General features: G+C 46.3%; 17 protein-coding genes. 9 read left to right on the top strand and 8 right to left on the bottom strand.

What is annotated here, in order from left to right:
- The 8 genes from QT987_RS23435 to QT987_RS23470 form a co-directional block, all read left to right on the top strand.
- The coding region (locus QT987_RS23435) for a CdiA C-terminal domain-containing protein (protein ID WP_333244976.1) at nt 1-1,390 on the top strand (1,390 nt) is incomplete at its 5' end.
- Between the two features lie 24 nt (nt 1,391-1,414).
- Nucleotides 1,415-1,864: a SitI3 family protein gene (locus QT987_RS23440; RefSeq protein ID WP_333244979.1), complete on the top strand. Its 450-nt coding sequence runs from the start codon at nt 1,415-1,417 to the stop codon at nt 1,862-1,864.
- Between the two features lie 375 nt (nt 1,865-2,239).
- Entirely contained in the window at nt 2,240-2,464 is a 225-nt protein-coding gene (locus QT987_RS23445; protein ID WP_333053485.1) for a hypothetical protein, read from the top strand.
- 418 nt (nt 2,465-2,882) lie between these two features.
- Complete coding sequence (ppc, locus tag QT987_RS23450; RefSeq protein WP_333053486.1) at nt 2,883-6,008, top strand: phosphoenolpyruvate carboxylase; 3,126 nt, start codon at nt 2,883-2,885, stop codon at nt 6,006-6,008.
- 440 nt (nt 6,009-6,448) lie between these two features.
- Nucleotides 6,449-7,585 (top strand): phosphodiester glycosidase family protein, encoded by a 1,137-nt coding sequence (locus tag QT987_RS23455; RefSeq protein WP_333244982.1) that lies wholly within the window; start codon nt 6,449-6,451, stop codon nt 7,583-7,585.
- A gap of 46 nt (nt 7,586-7,631) precedes the next feature.
- The gene (locus QT987_RS23460; protein WP_333244985.1) at nt 7,632-8,192 is read left to right on the top strand and encodes a Uma2 family endonuclease; all 561 of its coding nucleotides are present in this window, start codon (nt 7,632-7,634) and stop codon (nt 8,190-8,192) included.
- A gap of 138 nt (nt 8,193-8,330) precedes the next feature.
- A complete protein-coding gene (locus tag QT987_RS23465; protein WP_333244989.1) occupies nt 8,331-8,555 on the top strand; it encodes a hypothetical protein in 225 nt (74 codons plus the stop codon).
- Between the two features lie 100 nt (nt 8,556-8,655).
- Nucleotides 8,656-8,967 (top strand): hypothetical protein, encoded by a 312-nt coding sequence (locus QT987_RS23470; protein WP_333244990.1) that lies wholly within the window; start codon nt 8,656-8,658, stop codon nt 8,965-8,967.
- 360 nt (nt 8,968-9,327) lie between these two features.
- Here QT987_RS23470 and QT987_RS23475 read toward each other — a convergent pair whose 3' ends face one another.
- From QT987_RS23475 to QT987_RS23485, 3 genes are all read right to left on the bottom strand, one after another.
- The gene (locus tag QT987_RS23475) at nt 9,328-9,894 is read right to left on the bottom strand and encodes a diheme cytochrome C (protein ID WP_333244993.1); all 567 of its coding nucleotides are present in this window, start codon (nt 9,892-9,894) and stop codon (nt 9,328-9,330) included.
- A 20-nt stretch (nt 9,895-9,914) separates the two neighbouring features.
- Nucleotides 9,915-10,823, bottom strand: coding sequence for an MBL fold metallo-hydrolase (locus QT987_RS23480; protein ID WP_333244996.1), 909 nt, complete (start codon nt 10,821-10,823; stop codon nt 9,915-9,917).
- A gap of 516 nt (nt 10,824-11,339) precedes the next feature.
- The gene (locus QT987_RS23485; RefSeq protein WP_006634582.1) at nt 11,340-11,852 is read right to left on the bottom strand and encodes an inorganic diphosphatase; all 513 of its coding nucleotides are present in this window, start codon (nt 11,850-11,852) and stop codon (nt 11,340-11,342) included.
- Between the two features lie 42 nt (nt 11,853-11,894).
- Here QT987_RS23485 and QT987_RS23490 point away from each other — a divergent pair, with 42 nt between their 5' ends.
- Nucleotides 11,895-12,098, top strand: coding sequence for a hypothetical protein (locus QT987_RS23490; protein WP_333244999.1), 204 nt, complete (start codon nt 11,895-11,897; stop codon nt 12,096-12,098).
- Nucleotides 12,099-12,133: 35 nt separating this feature from the next.
- Here the strand turns inward: QT987_RS23490 and QT987_RS23495 are convergent, their stop codons facing one another.
- The 5 genes from QT987_RS23495 to QT987_RS23515 all read right to left on the bottom strand — a co-directional run bounded on the left by QT987_RS23495 (nt 12,134) and on the right by QT987_RS23515 (nt 20,789).
- Nucleotides 12,134-13,639: a serine/threonine-protein kinase gene (locus tag QT987_RS23495; RefSeq protein ID WP_333245002.1), complete on the bottom strand. Its 1,506-nt coding sequence runs from the start codon at nt 13,637-13,639 to the stop codon at nt 12,134-12,136.
- Between the two features lie 143 nt (nt 13,640-13,782).
- Nucleotides 13,783-15,090, bottom strand: a complete 1,308-nt coding sequence (locus QT987_RS23500) for a serine/threonine-protein kinase (protein WP_333245004.1) — start codon at nt 15,088-15,090, stop codon at nt 13,783-13,785.
- A 160-nt stretch (nt 15,091-15,250) separates the two neighbouring features.
- On the bottom strand, nt 15,251-15,799 hold the full coding sequence (locus tag QT987_RS23505) for an inorganic pyrophosphatase (RefSeq protein ID WP_333245006.1): 549 nt from the start codon (nt 15,797-15,799) through the stop codon (nt 15,251-15,253).
- Between the two features lie 454 nt (nt 15,800-16,253).
- Nucleotides 16,254-19,436 (bottom strand): GAF domain-containing protein, encoded by a 3,183-nt coding sequence (locus tag QT987_RS23510; RefSeq protein ID WP_333245009.1) that lies wholly within the window; start codon nt 19,434-19,436, stop codon nt 16,254-16,256.
- A gap of 102 nt (nt 19,437-19,538) precedes the next feature.
- Entirely contained in the window at nt 19,539-20,789 is a 1,251-nt protein-coding gene (locus QT987_RS23515; RefSeq protein WP_333245012.1) for a transposase, read from the bottom strand.
- Nucleotides 20,790-21,024: the final 235 nt, after the last annotated feature.

The following is a 21,024-nucleotide window of genomic DNA, read 5'->3' on the forward strand; positions in this document are numbered from 1 at the left end:
TTATTTTAAGGGAGGTTACAGTTGGACGGAAACTGTGAGCGGTTACGACTCAGAATCGGTGACGAAAGGGGGTGTCTATACGAGTAATGGCAGCAGTTGGAGTTGGACTCGCAGCGGGACAGTATGGGATGATGGTCGGAATAATTGGAGTGAAAGTTGGTCGAAGTCTAGTTGGAAGGATGGGGAGTATTTGCCGGGTGAATATGAGGTGACGGGGGGGTCATTTCACCCGGAAGGAACTGGGACGCAGATGAATAATTTGCCGGAATTTGGGGAAGCGCCGCGGTTGAATAAGGCGCCGAAACAAGATGTGCCACCGGATTTAGTGAAGCCTCCGAAGCCGAGTGATGATATTTGGCAATTACCGACTGTGATTTTTAAGGAGCCTCAGTTTAAAGAGGTCTTTGGTAGTAGTGGCTCTGATTCTGCTTCGGGTGGAACTGGGAATGATGATTTAGCTAATAATCCGTCTGGTGGTTCAGGAGGTGGTGGTAGCTCACCAAATCAGGACAAAATACAGAAATTTCTTCGCGAATTTCGTAGGGTGATGGCACAGGGAAAACGTGCTGTCATAGATTTTCTCAAAGGATTCATTTACCACTCTCTGATAAATGGCGTCGGTATCCTCAAGGATGTAGCTGACCTCTTGTACCCACCAGGGGCAAAATCCCATGCTGAAATTGAGGCATATTACCGGAATAATCTGAGTTTTCAGCTAGGAAAAGCCGTTGCCAACGGATTAACTTTTCTAGCAGGAATACTAGGAATTTTGTTGATCGGGCTGACTATTGGAGGTAGCGGTGGCAGTGCTTTAATAGCAGCGCCGGCACAGGCAGCAGCATTGATAGCGGCTGGCAATATGACGGCAGCTAGTGCCAGAGATATTCTCAGTCTTGTAGGTCAAGTCTTTCAGATGACTTCTGGGAACAGCGGTGGTTCTTCTTCTATTCCAAACCCAGACAGAACTAGACCTTCTCTAAACCCAGATCCCAACAGACAGCCTAGTGGCTCGAAAACAATTCCAGAACCAAAGGCTGATGAGCTTAACATTCGGGGGATAGCGCGAGAAAATGAATCTGCTGAGATACTATCTAAAGCTGGCTACAATGTGGAGCAAAATCCAACAGTTAGTGGTACAAGAAGGCCAGACTACAAAATCGAAGGCAGAATTTTTGACTGCTACGCGCCAATAACTTCAGACCCTAATAAGATTATATCAGCATTGAAAGACAAGATTGTAAAGGGTCAAGCTGACAGGTTTATACTTAATCTTGATGACTCTAAAGTGTCACTTGCAGATATACTGGTGCATCTTAATCGATATCCCGCACCAAGTATCCGAGAGATAATTGTTGTAAGAGGTGGAACTATCCTCCATTTTTTCCAATAAAAACATAGATCGTAGGAGAGAAAAATGTCTACAGAGTATCAGTTCTATTTAGCAACTATTCTAGAACCGTTACAAGCTTTACAAATAGCATTTCAAGGATTTGAGTTAGAATGGGTTGATGAACCTAATGGGGCCTGTTTATTGGGTTCAGGAATGTTAGTAGGAGCCAATCATGCGATGGAATTTCAATCTATTATTGAAGAAGAATTTGGATTTGTACCGAATATAACTATTTGGTTTCGACTCAATTGGGATGCAGATTTTGAAAAAGCTAAGCAGATTATGATTCGAGTAACCATCGAGTTGCTGCGCCAGAGTTCAGAAGATGCAGTGCTGCTCTTCAATTATGACAGTATAGTGCTTCAGAGGCTGGGAGGAAATCTGTTACTAAATGATGCCTTTAACCCTTGGATTACAGATTTACTTCCTGAAGTGACACTGCCCTATGAAATCCGCAATCTTCCATCTTTGTAATATGCAATGAATGTGCGCTCGAATTATATTGATAGTTTGACCTGAGTCGGACGATCGCACATCGCCCGTACAATTTCCTCTGAGTCGATCGCCCCATCTGATTGAACAAACGGGCGTTCTCACTTTTGTACAGGCCTCCGGATCGATCGTGCAGGCGAGCGATCGGCTTGAAAAAGCTGTTGTACGAGCGATCGTATCCTCTCATTTTTGTGTCACATCTTCAGGGGATATCAGCACGCAGCCCTGTCTGGCCTGCGATGACACGGCACTAATTCTTGGATGAACACGGATCTCGCCCCAATCTAGGATACAACGAGGCAACAAAACCCGCCCTAGCTTGTAAACTAGGGGTAACAGAATACGCAGGAAAGATTTATGCCGTCGGAAAACCAAGACTTGCTCAAAACTCAAACACCTAACAGTCCAAAGTTGCCAGTTCCCTCAGACATTTTATTGAGCTTGGTCGCTTTACCCATGCTGGGCGGGCTGGTGGTGGCTAAAGCTGCTGCTGAGTTTGTTGCGTCGATCGGCGTTGAAAGCGAAGAAGTCTTTCGGGGTTCGCGCCTTCCCGTACTCAACTTTCCTCAATCACAGGATTAGAAAGCCCAAGGAAGGATGCTGCTGCTAGAAGTTGAATTTTGTGACCCCGCCCAAAAACGGATACGGTGCCACGTACTCCTGTCGGGGACAGATAAAAATTTTCGACCCTAGTTCAACATCCCAGGTTCATCTTTGAAGTAAATCTAAAAGTGTTCGACTTAGCGCGACTCAACTGACTTCTGGCCGAACGTCTCACGCCGATCGTCTAAAATCTCAAATCGCAAGTTAACTGACCTGAAAGCTTGACAATAGGTACAATCCGTGCTGTAAGAATTAATCTTTCCTTATACTTTGTACATAAGTGCCTTCTACTTTTAACGTTGCAATAAGTCTCAAATTTGACTGCAAACAAAAGTGTTTTAGGCGAAACTAAACCATACAATTTTCTTGACACCCGCAGCTATTGAGGAACAGCCCGATGAGTTCAGTCCTCCAGTCTTCAGAACAGGCTATTGATGCAACATCTATTTCCCCTTTTCCCGCTTACTCAAAATCAGACCTGTTTCTACGAAATCGCCTCAAAGTTGTAGAGGACTTGTGGGAATCGGTGCTGCGACAGGAGTGCGGGCAGGAATTGGTGGATTTGCTCCAACAAATGCGATCGGTCAATTCCGCCGAGGGACAAGCCACTCACTTTCGCGAGTCGAATGTCGTACAGCTAATCGAAAAGCTCGACCTCAACGCCGCCATCCGCGCCGCTAGGGCTTTTGCACTGTATTTCCAGTTGATCAACATTGTCGAACAGCACTACGAACAGCGAGACCAACAGCTAGCTTACGCTAGCAGCAACGATGCTGGTGGGCGGATGTTTTCTAAGCTGCCAGGACAAGCAACTGATGCCCCCGATCGCCCCCGCCACCGGGAAGGCCCAGTCCCCGCCCAAATGGCTCCTCGCGGTGCAGACAGCGGCGAGACGATCGCCCGAGATGCCGGCACTTTTCACCAACTGTTCCCGATGCTGCTGCGCTTGAACGTGCCCAGCCAGCAAATCCAGCGCTTGATCGATCAGTTAGACATCCGCTTGGTATTTACAGCTCACCCGACGGAAATTGTTCGCCACACGATCCGCACCAAACAGCGACGAATGGCGAAGATTCTCCAACAGCTAGACCAAGTTGACGAGAAATTTCAGGTGATCGGAACCGACTCTCAAAGCCCCTACCCGGTGTCTTGCTGGGAAGCAGCGGCTCTCCAAGAGCAACTGATGGAAGAAATTCGCCTCTGGTGGCGCACTGACGAACTGCACCAGTTCAAGCCGACTGTACTTGACGAGGTGGAGTACACTCTCCACTACTTCGAGGAAGTTCTGTTTGATGCTATTCCCGAACTCTACCACCGCTTAAAGCAAGCTTTGCACGCTTCTTACCCTTATCTGAAACCGCCTAGTTACAATTTTTGCAAGTTCGGTTCTTGGGTGGGATCGGACAGGGACGGCAATCCTTCGGTGACTCCGAAAGTTACTTGGCAAACGGCTTGCTATCAGCGCCACTTAGTGCTAGAGAAGTACATCAGCGCGGTGAAACGGCTAAACGAACTTTTGAGTTTGTCGCTGCACTGGAGCGATGTGCTGCCGGAATTGCTGGAATCTCTCGATCGCGACAAATCGGAATTCCCGGAGGTTTACGAGCAGTGGGCAATCCGCTACCGCCAAGAACCTTATCGGTTGAAGCTGGCCTACGTGCTGCAGCGGCTGGAAAATACGCGCGATCGTAATTGGCGGCTGTACAAAGGAGACGAATTGCAGCGGGAACGCGAAGCTTTGTCGGAACATCCCGGAATGACCGGCCTTTATCGATCGGGGGCTGAGTTTTTAGCCGAACTCAAGCTCATCGAACACAATTTAGTGGAAACAGGTTTGAGCTGTCGGGACTTGGAAAATCTGCTCTGCCAAGTAGAAATTTACGGGTTTAATTTGGCTTACCTAGATATTCGCCAAGAGTCAACAGTACACTCGGACGCTTTAAGGGAAATTGCTGAATACTTGCAAATTTTGCCCAAGCCTTACAATCAAATGTCGGAATGCGATCGCATTATTTGGCTGGCAACGGAACTGCAAACTCGCCGCCCTTTAATTCCAGCAGAATTGCCCTTTTCTCCCAAAACTTGCGAGACGATCAATACCTTCCGAATATTGCGGCAAATGCAGCAGGAGTTTGGCTCGGAAATTTGCCAAACTTACGTCATCAGCATGAGCCACGATGTCAGCGATTTGCTGGCGGTTTTGCTGTTAGCAAAAGAAGCGGGACTTTACGATCCGGCAACAGGAATTAGCAACATTCAAGTAGTTCCCCTGTTTGAAACGGTGGAAGATTTGAAAAAAGCGCCGGAAGTAATGCAAAAAATCTTTGATCTGCCGCTTTATCGAGCTTTGCTAGCAGGAGGATACGCGCAGGAACTAGCGGTAAAAAACGCCGAAAATCTCAAATGCCCCATCGAAAATCTCAAATTGCAAGAGGTAATGCTGGGCTATTCGGACAGCAATAAAGATTCTGGTTTCCTCAGCAGCAATTGGGAAATCCACAAAGCTCAAAAGGCTTTGCAAATGGTTGCGGAAAAACACGGTGTGGAGTTGCGAATTTTTCACGGCAGAGGCGGTTCTGTAGGGCGCGGTGGTGGGCCTGCTTACAAGGCAATTTTGGCTCAGCCTGGAAAGAGTATTAACGGGCGAATTAAGATTACTGAACAAGGCGAGGTTTTGGCTTCTAAATATTCTTTGCCGGAGTTGGCGCTTTACAATTTGGAAACTGTGGCGGCGGCGGTAATTCAAGCGAGTTTGCTGCACACTGGTTTTGATGGCATCGACCCTTGGAATGAGATTATGGAGGAGTTGTCGGTGAAATCGCGATCGCACTACCGCAATTTAATCTACGAACAGCCGGATTTAGTTGATTTCTTCCACCAAGTTACCCCCATTCAAGAAATCAGCCAGTTGCAAATTAGTTCTCGCCCTGCCCGTCGCGGTGGCAAAAAAGACATCAGCGGTTTGCGAGCAATTCCGTGGGTGTTTAGCTGGACTCAAAGCCGCTTTTTGCTGCCTTCTTGGTACGGTGTCGGCACAGCTTTGCAAGAGTTTTTGCTGGAGGAACCGGAAGAACACATGAAACTTTTGCAGTATTTCTACTTGAAATGGCCATTTTTTAGAATGGTAATTTCTAAGGTGGAAATGACTTTATCTAAGGTGGATTTGCAGATTGCAGAACACTACGTGCAGGAGTTAGCTTTGCCAGCGGACAGGGAGCGTTTTAAGGCTTTATTCGATCAAATTGCTGCCGAATTTCACTTGATTCGCGATTTGGTTTTAACGATTACCGGACACCAACGTTTGTTGGACGAAGATCCATCGCTGCAGCGATCGGTGCAGTTGCGAAATGCGACGATTGTGCCTTTGGGTTTGTTGCAGGTTTCGCTGCTGAAACGCTTGCGGCAGCATGGTAGTGGCGGGGTTCCGGGGGTGATTCACTCGCGTTACAGCAAGGGTGAATTGTTGCGGGGAGCTCTGCTGACGATTAATGGAATTGCTGCGGGGATGCGGAATACCGGCTAGGCAAATAGTTTTGAGTTGTGAATTAGTGGTAAGGTGCGCGATAGAGCACCTTGCTACTGTTAGTTTCAGAATTCGGGCGATCGCCCATTGTATAGCAATCCTCGCATCATTTGTGTAATTCTTGTAGGGGCAAACCCCCCGTGGTTGCCCCCATGAGACCGGGGTAGGCACTCTTAACACTACCCCTACATCTTTTTACGACTCCTGCAAGGATTGCTACAGCATATTCCATGTAGATGTGGTACACACAATCTTCTAGCCCGTGTAAGGTGCGGATACACCCGTCAATCTGTAAGTTTTATCGACCAATATTTCGCCGCGACGCACCCTACAGATTAACACCACACAATATAGCTTTATAGTGTACTTCATGAACCACCGAAGAGGCTGTATAGTCACAGCCATAGGAAACTGTTCGCTATGCTAGCTGAGATTTTTTTATGTCTAAACGGAAACAGTCTCAAGGTTGTCGCCCGATGCTGCGGCGCACTTTTTTATTTTTAACGGGCATAGCTTTGGCGCGGGTTGCGGCTGACTATTTTGCGATCGCCCAAAACCGAGATAGTTTCTTGACTCTCGCAGGTCAACTGTGGCAAAAGTCACTTGCTTTTTTATCAAGTATACAATCAAATCAAACTCCTCAACCTCTCCCTAGCAATCCCGTTGTAAAATCGCCAAAAACCAATCAACCTCTGCCGAGTAATCCTATTGTAAAAGCGCCAGAAAATTCTCCGGCTGTGCAGCCGTCTCCACCTCAAATTATCAAACGTTCTGCTAAGCAAGCAAAACCTGTACAAGTCAGCAGACAAACTGTAGCTGGCGCAAGTTTTTATCTCACAACTATTGACCTCGCAGACCCGGAAATTTATATCACAATTGGGTTAGCTAATAATGCAGATTTTGCAAATACTTCTAAAGTAACGCGGGGTGATGAACCTTTTGAAAATATGGTGTCGCGTTACCGGGCTGCTGTTGTTGCTAACGGGACTTTTTTTGGTAAAGATGAGCAGAAATCTGTGCTGGGAAATATGGTGGCGGCTGGTAAGTTTCTGAAATATAGCCGATGGGAAAATTACGGCACGACTTTGGGAATTAAAGCGGGAAATCAATTGGAAATGGTGACGGCTAGAATCGAAGGTAAGCCGGATTGGAGTCAACATTGGTTTTCTCTGACTTGCGGGCCGAGATTGGTTAAAGCGGGGAAAGTTGGGCTGTCTCCTTTGTCGGAAGGTTTTAAAGATGCTGGTGTTTTGGGCGTGGGTTCGAGAACGGCGATCGGCTTTCCGGCTTCGAGAGATAAGTTATTTTTGGTAACTTTTTTTGACAGTTTGTCTTTGGAAGCAGAAGCTAAAGTTATGCAGGCGATCGGCTGTTTTGAAGCGATGAATTTGGACGGGGGCGCTTCGGTGGGTTTGGCTCATCAAGGGCAGATTTTATTGCCGCCGGGACGGAATTTGACGAATGTGCTGGTGGTTTACGATCGCCAATATCCGGCTCCCGCTCAATTAAAACAGTCTTGGGAACGCTTTCAAAAGGGATCTCGACCAACGCCTGATCCGTCCGTTTTTTTTGAGTGAATTCGCAATTGCTATAATATGACATAAGCTTTTGCAGGCAAAGATTATGACAGCAACAAAAGAAAAAACCTGGACAGTCGAAGAATATCACCGGATGATTGAAGCTGGTATTCTCAATGAAGGCGATAAGATTGAACTCCTCGATGGGAGAATTGTTGAAATGAGTCCTCAAACACCAATCCATGCTGGCACAACCCAGCGATCGTCCGATTATATCAAACAACTACTTGCCGGACAAGCTCACGTTCGGATGCAGTTGCCAATTACTTTAGCAACTTCGGAACCGGAACCAGATATAGCTGTTGTTTGTATCGATCCGGGTGCTTATCGCGACCATCACCCAAATCCTAGCGAAATCTTGCTGTTAATTGAAGTTTCTTACGCGACATTACAAATTGACCGCCGGGAAAAAGCCCCGATTTATTCTAGAGCAAATATCCCTGAATATTGGATTTTAGATGTAGCGGCGCGCGAGGCATATATTTACCGGAATCCTGCACCGGGAGGCTATCAATCTGAGATAGTTGTTGCAGATAATGCTGTGATGAGAATGCTAGCTTTTCCTGAGATTGAAATTAGTTTTTCCGAACTGTTTTTGCCTGTTTAGTTTGTGTTTGAGCTTTAACCGCAGATGGGAGCAGATCGGCGCAGATGAAGGCAGATAAAGACTTAGAACCAAGATGTTTTGGAGTGGTTTAAATTTGAATGTCGTGGTAAGATGGCAAAATGAATTCAATGGGGTTTTATGTCAAATATTGAATTATTAGACCAACTTCGGCAGTTATCCCCGGCCGAGAAGTTTCAAATTATGCAATTTTTAATGGCTGAATTGGCGAAAGAAGAAATGTTAAAGCCATTGGATAATGGCGCGGGTTATCGTGTTTGGTCGCCTTATGACTATGGTGATGCTGCTCAGAAATTAATGAGTTTATTAGAACAAGAAGAAACAAAAGACAAGGCGAAATTCTAAACGATTTTCTTTTATCGAACGAAGGAATCAAGCAGGAGAAACTAATTTTTTTCCCTGTGTACCCATAACTTTAAGCTATCGGGATTGTATTTCGGAGACTTTGGGTTTGTTGGATACGGGATCGAGTCTTAATGTTTTACCGTACCATGTTGGTTTAGCGTTGGGATCTGTTTGGGAGGAGCAAACGCTTTCAATTCCGTTAGCAGGTAATCTTGCGCCAGTGGAAGCAAGGGGTTTAGCTGTTGTGGGAAAAATTAGCGATTTTCCACCTGTTCGTTTGGCTTTTGCTTGGGCTAAATCTAACGATCCGCCTATTATTTTAGGCCAGTTAAACTTTTTTATGGAGTTTGATGTCTGTTTTTATCGTTCACAGTTGGCGTTTGAAGTGTGTCCTAAATTTAGGGATAGTTGAGATTAAGCTGTTCGACATTTAAAGGACGATTGTAGGGTGCGGAGCGTACATAAGCGTTTCCCTTGTAACTGTAAGTGTTCGCTTCTGACGCACCTTACCTAGTTCGTTAGTCGTTTAAATGGGTAACAGCTTATGAATATGATAAAATGGTGGGTGGCAGCATAGATATGGGAAAATCTTAATTTTTTTGAGTCGAGATTGACACTACGCTCTGCAAGTAAACTCCGCTCAGAATGACATAATTACAATGACTTTCCGTGGGCCTAAAATCTCTTCATCCGCCTTAGCGCGATACACCCACAACTTAATCAGCTCGCATAACCTCCCTACTCAATAGTTTGTGGATAATTCCTGCATTCCCTACGGAGAGTTTTGCCACTCGGCGGTAAGCTTGCGGAAATTGTATTTAGATGCACCGGGGTGACAAGTAACGCAACTGCTGATATTTGCGGGTTGGGACAGCGTGACTTTGGGGTGCAAAGCTTTGAAATAGCGAGAACTGGCGACTCGATAGGCGATTTCTTCGTCTTTGGCTTGGGGACGGGAAAAAGTTTGCAGGTAGTTCCAGACTAGCAGGCGGGGCGGGTCTACTAGCAGTTTGATGGTTTGTCCGTAGTGTTGGGGATCTTGCAGCAACCGGCGCCAGGTTTCTGTAGGTAATACTTGCGGTGGTAAAGCGATGTGACAGGTGGCGCAGTTTTCTAGGTACAGTTGCTGTCCGAGTTGGTAACGTTCGGGAATTCGATCGACCGTACCAGTATCCTCGATCGAAGAAACCTGAGCAAGTCGCGCGGGAGTGCGAGAGTAGGCAGTCTGAGCTGCAACCCATCCGCCGCAGGTACAGCAGATAATTATCAACACTAGCAACGTTGAGTAAAGCCCCCGCAACCCTACTCTGCGACGTTTGCGGGGTTTTTCCTGTTTCATAATTCTGAATTTATTTTTGGTTAAATTACTGGTATACTCATGCCTTCGCGGGCTAAGCAGCTATTGGCGAACGCTGCCTGCACCTCTGCTTCTGTACGATCGAGAAAGTTGTCGTCGTGGCCTGGATCGTGGTGAAACATCACGATTTTTTTGACTCCAGCAGCTTTGGCTATTTCTACTCCTGCTTGCCAAGTCGAGTGTCCCCAGCCGACTTTTGGGGTTTTGAAGTCATAATACTCTTCGTTGGTGTAGTTGGCGTCGTAAATCAGCACGTCGGCGTTGCGAGCTAGGTGTAACACGTTGTCGTCAAGGCGATCGGGAAAATGTTCTGTATCGGTGCAGTAGACGGCTGTGTGTCCCTCCCAAGTGACTCGATATCCGATCGCGGTGTTGGGATGGTTCAGCAGTGCCGTTTCTATTTTCACATCGTCGAGTTCGATAATATCCCCAGGGGTCAAATCGTTGAATTTGAGGTCTGACTGCATCACCTGGATGGGGACGGGAAAATTGGGGTGCACCATTTGGTCGGCAAGACGGTGTTTGATTGTAGTGCCGTTGGGGGCGATCGCACCGTAAATATGAAAGCAGTTCCCTGGGATAAAGGCGGGAGTAAAGAACGGAAAGCCTTGAATGTGATCCCAGTGAGTATGACTAAAAAACATATGGGCTTCCACCGGCATTTGCCGCAGCAGATTGAGGCCCAGAACTCGCAGGCCGGTGCCGCCGTCAAAAATCAGGCGTTTTTTGCCCAAGCGCATTTCTACACAGGAGGTGTTGCCTCCGTAGCGCAGTGTTTTGGTGCCGGGGGTGGCGATGCTGCCCCGCACGCCCCAAAACTGAACGACAAACTCGGTCAAAGGACTATTTTCCATAGTGGCTTGGCGATCGGAAGGCTGTGGATTGGGTAGAGAGGGTGCGGAATCTGGCATTTTTTTTAGTTTTGGCGGCAGGAACTTGGGAGTTGAAATCTTAGTTTTTACTTTTTAGTTTTTAGCAATCTGTACTATAATAAAGCCCTTGATCGGGAAACTATTCGAGTGCCTAATACTTGGGCTGTTAGAATTCTCAACCTTACCGATTCGTGTAGGAGATGTCACGCTTGAGAGATTATTTTTTGCATCATGCGGGCTGCCCGGCGTGTTCTGTGTTCTGAGATTAAGATAGCGCCGATCGCTCTAAGTGTTAGGGTAAAATTTCCTCAAACGTAGAACGCATTCCCCAGCGGTATAATTCGCGCTTCATCTTACTCTAGGAGTAGTATTTTTTTCAAGATTGGGGCCGGGGCGGGGTTTTGGGGAATGCTGTTCCGGTGACTCGGCATTGACGACGGATTTGACCTTCTAGCTACCCGTTCCTCGACTGCATCGCCTGACGTGCAGCATCGCCTTAAGTTCGGCCCCCTGAGTTTTTAGTCGGGTTGCAGTCGAGGAGTGCGGGCTAAGGGCTTATTTGCGATCGGCTGCGATGCACTTTTCCACTAAGGGCATGACTTGATCGACATCTTGCCAACCCAGAATTTCCGTGACTTTTTTCTCCAAATTTTTGTAGGTTCTAAAAAATTCGGCTATTTCGTCCAAGCGGTGGGGGGCTACGTCTTTGAGGGACTTATAGTGAGCGTAGCGGGGGTCTTTGTCGGGAACGCACAAAAGTTTTTCGTCCCTGTCACCTCCGTCGATCATTTCCAGCATTCCGATCGGACGGGCTGCGATTATGCACCCTGGAAATGTGGGCTCATCCATCATCACCATGCCGTCGAGGGGGTCGCCATCATCGGCTAAGGTGTTGGGTATGAAGCCGTAGTCGCACGGATATTGGACTGAGGAAGAAAGCACCCGATCGAGAGCAAAGGCTTGCAAGTCTTTATCAAATTCGTACTTGTTTTTGCTACCGGCGGTAATTTCGATGAGGACGTTGAGCAGTCCTGGTTTCGGCTGTGCCGGAATTAGCGATAAGTCCACAACAATATCTCCAAGTTAACAGATGATTGGGATGAGTGCTACTTGCCAAATCCCTTTGATAGCATTTTACGGGCGATCGGGCCTTTCGGCTGCATGAGATTGACCGAAAGCGGGGGAGTGTGTCGCCGGCTGGGAGAGTACACGCTTTCGGGCGGGACGCCCATCCCACACAAAAGAGAGCGGACGGGCGGGACGCCCATCCCACAATTTGAGAGGTACGGGCGGGACGCCCATCCCACAGGTTGAGGGCGCAAAGCTTTGTTTGGGCGAGGGAGATATGTTCAGAACCATTTATTCTGTTTACCGTCTGTCAAAATTATTTTAATTTTCAAACCCAACCACTGGCTCAGTTCTGTTGCTAACCACTTGATTTCTGATTCACTTAGTCCCTCCTTCTCTCCTAACTGATATTTGTGGTTGCCTGCTTGAACTATCATCTGATAGACTTTCCCTAATCTCACTTCCGAGTGGCTCTCCTGCATAAGTAATGATGCGGCTTGATATAACTCTCTAGGGATTGAAAAAGCAAAAATCATAACTTTTATAACTTTTACACCAATACCGCTGTTTCTATATTCACGTTGTTGAATTTTCAACTGGCAAATCTCGTTCCTAGGAGATGGCTTGGCATGATTCCATCTCAACCCCAGCAGATTGCTTGTATGCGAGATTTGCAGCCGATCAATTCTGAGCCGCCTTTCCCTAAATAGTGCAAATATCAACTTTAGTCCTGCCATACATAACAAACTTCCTGATATTATTATAAAAAATTGGGGATTTATCTTTAACGCATCGCTCAACATATCCCTTGCTATAAATGAGACTGGACTCGCAGATACTACAGCCGAAAGCGTGGCAATTAAACCAAAACCGATGCCTGGTGGCGGAATTACAATTTCTATAAATTCCGATTTTTTTGTAAGTTTAATATCGCTGCCTTGTGGCTGCAGCACCACCATAGGATTTTTGTTGATCGGGCGGGGATTTTTAAGCCCTCGCCATGCTTCCCTAGCCGAAGATAACCGTTTGGACAAACTTGGTTCTGTCATCCACTCCAGCCAATCTATTAAATTAGGATTGAGCTGCGGTACCCGATCGGAAAATTGAATTTTCAAATCCTGCTGTGACAGTTCGGTGGGATGCAAACCCGTTACCAAATAAATTAAAGTTGCACCTAAACCGTAGAGGTCAGAAGCCGGAACCGAGCGCCCGCCAAATTGTTCCGGTGCCATATATCCGTAAGTTCCCACTACTGTAATTGTGCCGCCAAATTTTGCAGCTTGGTTCTGCACCGAACCGAAATCAACTAAATAAACTTGTCCGACCGAGTTACCTGATCTGCTGTGCAGTAAAATATTACTGGGTTTAATGTCACGGTGAATAACAGGCGGATTTTGCTTGTGCAAATAATTCAAAATTGCTAACAGCGATTTAGCTAATTGTTTTACCTCGCTTTCGCTAAAAGTACGCCCCGATCGCAAATGCTCTTGCAAAGTTTTTCCCTCTACATAAGTCTGTACCAGCGCAAAACTTTTACTGTTTAGTTCGTCAATTTCCAGGTAATCGAGGTAGCGCGGAATTGCTGGGTGAGAAAGTGCTTTTAAAGTTTCCGCTTCCCGTTCAAATAGCTTGAGGTCTTGCCATTCAAAATCGCTGCCGAGGAATAGCTGTTTGATGACGACTAATTCTTGAGTTTGTAAGTCACGAGCCAGCAGCGTTTGGCGACCAGTTTGTTTTCCTAGTTGTCGCTGCACTTCGTAGCGTTCTGCTAATATTTTGCTGGTCATATTTTTTTACATGAATTTGAGTGTGAGGGGAACGTCGGGGTTCAGAAACCGGGTTTTTTAGCGAGTCTGGCGGTTGTAACGTGGCTTTTCGTAAAAACCCGGTTTCTAGGAGTCGGAGTGCGTCCAGAACTGTAAATTTTAGATTAGAGTCCACTTTCTTTTTGATACCACCGGGCAATAGACTTGCTACTTGCCCCCATTGACAGTCCTGCAATTAGCGACGGTGGTAGCACGAAAATAATCTCCAAACTCAAATCGTTTAGCTTATTCCAACCCATTATCCGAAAGTAGACGATGCTTATCGAGGTACAGAGTACAATACTAATTGCAGTTAAAACCTGTCGGTGAAGTTTGGGATTAGTTAGGGGAAAAAACCACAAGCGGGTCACAATTCCTACGATTATTCCGTTCCCCAACCCCAGCAGCAAGCCCAGAAGAAGACCGATTAATCCTCCGAAAATTGTCGCCACTACCGGAAAAATAAATGTGCCGTAAATTGCTGCACAAGCTCCTACACCTAGAGTGCCCATCCAAGTGCTGCGCCCGATCGCATTCTTGAACAACGTAGAGGTATCTAGCGTTTTTCCCAGTCTCAATGTCTGGGAATATTTATTTATTTCCTGTGGTTTTTCTAGAACTTCTTTTGCTATTTGGACTGAGGCGGGACGGCATTCTAAACTGGGATTCGTCATCCACTTCAGCCAATTGGTAAAACCGGAACTCAGTTGGGTGAATTGCTCGAATTCGATTTGCAAATCTTGCTGTGGCAAATCGGCTGGATGCTGCTTGGTGATTAAGGCGATTAAGGTGGCTCCCAAGCTGTACAAGTCGGAAGCTGGAACTGCTCTCCCGCCAAATTGTTCGGGCGGCATATAGCCATAAGTTCCGACAACGGTGACGGTTTTCCCTTGTTGCGTTGCTAGGGTTTGAACTGCACCGAAATCGACTAGGTAAACTTCGCCGACGCTGTTTCCCGATCGATTCTTGAGTAAAATATTGCTGGGTTTAATGTCGCGGTGAATCACCGGGGGCTGTCGCTGGTGCAGGTAGGCGAGGATGTCTAATAATGCTGTGGCTAATTGTTTGACTTCTCTTTCGCTGAAGGTGCGGCCGTCTGAGAGATATTCTTGTAGGGATTTGGCTGCGATGTAAGTCTGAACTAGGGCGAATCCTTTGCGCTTGGGCGTGTCGATTTCAAAGGAGTCGAGATATCGGGGAATTGCGGGATGGGATAGGGATTTTAAGGTTTCGACTTCTCGCTGGAACAGTTTTAAGTCTTCCCAGTTAAAGTCGCTGCTGAAGGAGAGGAGTTTGACTACTACTTGCTGTTGGGTTTTTAAGTCGCGGGCGAGTAAGGTTTGCCTTCCTGCTTGCTTGCCGAGCCGCCGATCGCACTGATAGCGATCGGCTAATATTTCTTTTGACAAATCGCCGATGTTTTGTCCGCTCATCTTCTCTTGCCCTAGAACCGATTAAACCTAGTGTAGTTGACAAAAGTGCAATAATCGGAAATGTTTGGGCTAGGGCAAAAAAAATTTTATGTCAAATAGCAACCGCCTTTAAAAGCCAGCTTTCTCGCACAATCAAGAAGCGCCTGAGTTAAGCTGGAATTTAATTTTGGATTTGCTTGTAAATTGACTGCACTACGTCGAGCAGGCTCAAGACTTGCTGCCATTCGGGGGCATCGGGGTTGTAGCTTTTGGCGCGCTGAGCTTTCAAACTGTGGTGCAAGAGGGAAAGCAGCGCGTCTGGAGACTGTAAAGAATTGTCATCTTCATCTGCTGGGGTTTGGGCTGCATTTTCTTCGATGTCTTCTTTAATTTTTTTTGCTCGATCGGCGAGGGCTAAAGATCGGCCTGCCAGGTTTTCCGGCATTTTAGGCTGTTCGGACAAAGACGCGCTGGTTAGTTCTACCAATAGTTGACAGACTCGATCGACCCATTCGTGATCGTTTACTGAAAAGGAACCTGATTTGAACACTTGCCCGTCAGGTCTTTGTTGAATGGTTTGTACCTTCTGGATCAGAGGAATAGCCTTAACAGTGATATTTTCCGGGATTCTGGGGATATCTGACAGGGAGCTCCGAGCAATCTCCAGCAATAGTTGGTAAACCTGATCTACCCACTCAACATCTCCCGATTGCGAATTCCAATTATTCATAACTGACGCTAGTGGTTTTCTATATCTAAGACTAGAACATTGACTATCTGCGAAGGAAGCTCTTTTTAGGAGCCCCTAACGCTATTAAGACTTAGGCGGGCGGGGTAATAAACCCGGTTTTTGAGCGGATGTTTCGTCGCCTTTCTCCAAGATTTTTCTCAGAAACCGGGTAACGCTGCCGCCAGTCCTAACTATTTTTAAGCGCTTCAAATAATAGAAGTGCTAAGTTTGTTGCGGTAGGTAGTGCGAACGAAACAGGTAGGGGGAAACCCCGGCATCTCGCTTGCGAGTTCAAATCCGGTTATCTAACCATAATACCTGTTGGAGCTTATTTATAATTAACCTCAATAGGATATTAAGGTTAATTGGTGGTGGGATGGGAGGCGCACCCCCGATCGCGATCGCCCCCGCCCCGAACCTTGACGCTACCGCCCGCATTTGCTGTGGGCTACTGCTATTTTTCTGTGAGATTCCACACACCATCCCAGTTGAGTACGTCTGAAAACCCATGTTGAAATAACATACAGCGATCGACGTGCAATTTAGCTGCCTTGTTTTTCGGGTCAACTTCCAGAACGGCGTTAAATTCGCGTTCAGCGTCTTTAAAGGCTTGCTTGGCTTTTGGTTCTAAGGCTTTCTTAAACTCGCTCAGCAGTTTTTTCACTCGATCGAGTCCCAGGTTTTCAAATTCCTCATCTAACATTTCTGCAACTGTCTCGCAGGCTCGACTTTTAATTTTCGCCTGCAATAGCTGCCTGATCTCTCCTGGTTTCAACCGCTTGATTTGGGGATTTGATGGTTCTAAGATGTCTGCTTCCAACAGCTTTTTGACTTCGCCTTCTTGCAAGTATTTAATATCATCTGCTGATAGGGGCTTGATTTTTGCTTGCAGCAGCATTTTGGCTTCGTCTTCCGAGAGGTTTTTGATTCCTTCCAATTTCAGCAGTTGGATTTCTGGCTGCAACAGTACGATGAGTTTGTCTGCTTCCGACAGGTTTTTCGGGTCGTACTCTGACAGCTTTTTCAGTTGATATAACAGGTTCTTTAGTTCGTGTTCCAACTGTTGCTCTAGATTGTAGGACAGTTTCTTAATCTCTGCCTCTGGCATTTCGGCGACATCCTTTAAGATGTTTTTCACCTCACTTTCTGAGAGTCTTTGGCTGACTGGAGTTTTGTAATGTTCGCGCCCCTTGGTGTAATGTTCTATAATTTGTTGCTGTGTTTCGGTTAGTGACTTGCCCACTGGCGAGTATCCCTCGCGGATGCCGACGAGTTCGTAAACGATTACAGGTTCGCTTTTGCCTTTGACAGTAATAAAGTCGAGTTCTCGCACGTAGAGCCGATCGGCATAATCTCGGTAAGTATTGTCGCTGATAATCAAGTCGGTGCCGTACTGCTTGCTGGCGCCTTCTAAGCGAGAGGCGAGGTTTACACCGTCTCCGATCGAAGTCAATTCCATGCGTTTGCTACTACCGATGTTGCCGCTGACAACTTCATCGGAATGCACGCCCATACCAATGCCGATCGGCAATTCCCCATGTGCCACGCGATCTCGATTAAACTCAGCCAGTTTTTCCCGCATTTTCACCGCCGTTTGCATAGCGCACCAAGCATGATCCTCTAGGGGCGCTGGAGAGCCAAAAACTGCCATCAGAGCGTCACCGATGTATTTGTCGAGAGTCCCACCGTACTCGAATACGACATCTACCATCACTTCAAAATATTTATTCAGCATCACTACCACTTCTTCGGCTTGCAATTTTTCCGTAAGTGTGGTATAGCTGCGAATATCTGAGAACAGCACCGAAACGTTTTTGCGCTTACCGCCCAATCCTGTATCGCCTGAAGCTAACAAAGCTTCGGCTACTTCTGGCGTCATGTAACGGTACATCAAGTTTTTGATTTGCTTGGCGCTGCTAATATCTTCCATGACGACTAACGCGCCGTTTACCTTGTTGGGGTCGGTAGCGTCAGTCATTGAATTAATCGAGAGATTGATACTCTGCCCCTCTCCTTCCAAAGTAAGCAAAACTTGATCGGGGTAATACTGCTGGCGATCCTTATCGTCTTCGGGAGACAAAGACGCATCAAACCATTTGGCAAAATCGCCTTTTTCTAACTTAATTAACTCACGTAAAGATTGACCTTCGCCTAATTCTGCATCGCTGACACCCAGTAAGTTTTTGGCACTGGGATTTGTCGCTACTATATTGCCTTTTTTATCGGTAGAAATCACGCCGTTAGTCAAGGCGTGTAGCATATCTTTTTGTCTTTGTTCTTGCTGTTTGACTTCGGCAAACAGTTTGGCGTTTTGCAGCGCGACTCCTGCTTGGATGTTAAACGCCTTCATAAATTCCATGTCGTTGCGATTGAAACTCGCTTTCCACTGTTCCGGGGCGTGAGGCCAATCTTCCGGGTTGTAGGGGGGGAATTCTCCTTGTCGTTTTTTATTAACTAATTGGGTGACGCCAATCAATTTTTTGTCCGAGTTAAATACGGGCATACAAAGCATACTGCAAGTGCGGTAGCCCGACTTTTGATCTACTTCTTTGGAAGTGGCGGCGCGGGGGTCGTCGTACACGTCAAAGGGAATCAGCAGCGGTTCGCTAGATTGGGCGACGATGCCTGCAAAACCTGCGGTTCTGGGTATGCGAATTTCTTTCAGGTTGCCGCCCATCGGGATTTTAGTCCACAGTTCGTCTTTCTCTTCGTCGATCAGCCACAGGGTGCTGCGATCGGCGTTCATGAGTTCTTGGGCTTGATCCATCACCCTTTTTAGGGTATCTTCTAAGTCTAAACTGCTCTGAGAAAGAGCGTTGACGGCATTCATCAGCGCCGTTGCTGCTCGTTGTCTCTGAGTTGCTGCGTAGAAAGATTTGGAAGATTCTAGAATTAGGCGAATCGAGGGAGCAAATTCTTTAAAAACTTGTTCGTCTTCTTTAGTAAATCCGTGCCTGTCTATTTGTTCGTCTAAAGTCGGGTATTTTTCGTGGTTTGGTCTTAGTTTATTAATCAGTTGAACAACTGCTACTAACTCTTTTGTATCTTCATTAATCAGGGGCATTGCCAGCATTGTATAAGTGCGGTAGCCCGTTTTTTCATCAGTTTTTTTGGCGTTAGCCGATCGTTCGTCGTTGTAAAAATCGTAAGGGATATTAACCACTTTTTGGAACGTGGCTACTTCTCCTGCAATGCCCACGTGGGCCGGAACTCGGATTTCTAGGTTTTTGCCATTTTCGTCTTTAGCGACGATCGCCCAGAGTTCATTTTTTTCGTCGTCTAATAAAAATATCGTGCTGCGATCGGCATTCAGCAATTCCCCTGTTTTGAGGGTAATCGACTGCAACATCTCGTTGAGGATGGCATCAAATCCCTCGCTCTCCAGGATATTGTCGAGCATTCCCAGGGTTTGATTGACAACCTTCAGTTTGTCTTCTACTTCCTTAACTACTACTGTGAAACTTTGCTTATTTAGAAGGTCGAGAATGCCAGAGAGGTTTCCTTGGCGGGGGATAATTGCACTGCTCCTAATTTCCGGGGCAGGATAGCGTTCCTGATGATGATTTTCACCGCCGACAACAGCGACATCAATCACGTTGTCTAGAGAAGAGTAATTGGTGGAAGATGCAGATTTCATAGACCTTTACAGAAGCTTAAGTGTAAGGGTTAGTCTCTAAGCTAAGAGAGCCGGGAAGTTGATTATTGATACTCCCCACTGATGAATCAGGGGGATTCTTGACTAAGACCATAAAGGGACTTTCAAAGGCGTTATCAATGCGCCTCTACTGACTTCTTTGAGACAAAGCCCCAAAGTTGCCGCTACTTTTCTACCGATATTGCCTGCCCCATTGCAATCAGCATTAATCAACAAACCTTCCAGAGTACGGTACAATCCGCGCTTAATTCTTTGACCGCAAGGTTGCCACCCTTCTGGTTTTTCGCAGAATTTAGGTAGCAAATCAAGATCGATAAAGGAAGCCTTCGACGTATACGACTCTTCGGTTTCCACAAACCGAATCCCGTACTGCTCGCATAACTGAGCAATACGGGATTTTAGCCTGCCAGTTGGAATCTGAACAAAATTTTGATTAGTTTTATTTCCTAAACTAATACCATTTTTCATTCCAGCATTCCAGCCCAATACTACAGTACCAATTTTATTGAGCAAGCAATGATTTATTACTTTTCGAGCTGCTTTGTTGACAGCATCCCGCATGGTGCGATTGCGATTCTCAGTTAAACCCTCCAATCGTTTTGACCAGTAACCATTCGCTTTCCCTGACATCAAAAACGCAACACGCTTGTTATATCCTTGATTGATGGACTTCAGATGTCGTCCGTCAATTATTAAGCTAGTCCCCACATTGCTGATACAAGTCAACCAATTGTTCATCCCGTGGTCTATCATCAAGACCTTGGATTGGTCTACCTCTACTTGGACATCTTTCAGTTTGTAAATCAACTCTAAATAGAAGGCACCGTTTCGAGGTATAATCCTATATTCTCTGATTGCTTTGTAGTGGAGATTGGTAGGCCGAGGAAGATAGAAAGCATCCAAGCCGAACCAAGTTTTAACCTTGCTGCCCAATGGGAATCTCAGTAGTCCATCCTTAAGCCGGACAGAGCGACCTGTATAAGTCACTAAAGCTAGACCGCCTTGTCGATAATTCGGTAATCTAGGTCTTTGGGTTACAGTGCCTTTGCCAATTCCTCTCAGTAGTCCAATGTAGGATTTAAAAGACTCAGCGACGGTAGTTAAAATCTGTTGCGCGGTATCCGAATAAAATGCTTTGTAATGCAAGTTCTGGTTTTCTGTACCAAGCACTTTGTGCAACTGGGCCCTACTCGGTATCTTGCCTGTCTTGAAGTACATTTGGCGAGCATAATATATTCCGCAGTTCGTCAACTTTGACGACTCGCTACAAAGGAATTCTAGAATTGCTTTTAAGTCTGTATTGGGACTTATTAGATTTTGTTGGCATCCAAACATATTCTCTTTCCTCCTTGTTAAATGATACTATCATAGTAGGATTTCATCCTGTCAAAAATAAACACTATAATTCTGTTTATGTTCATGATTTGACCCCTGCTGTAGATAGATCTACAGCAGGGGTCAAATCTGTCGTAGCCTATCTTCTGCTATGAAGGAATTAATTGAGGATAAAGATGTTAGGCGACGGTCGTCGCTGCCGCTTTCCTCCCCATGTCGGTAGCCCGGGGCTTCT

Source organism: Microcoleus sp. SVA1B4, from assembly GCF_036700545.1.
Taxonomy (GTDB): Bacteria; Cyanobacteriota; Cyanobacteriia; order Cyanobacteriales; family Microcoleaceae; genus Microcoleus.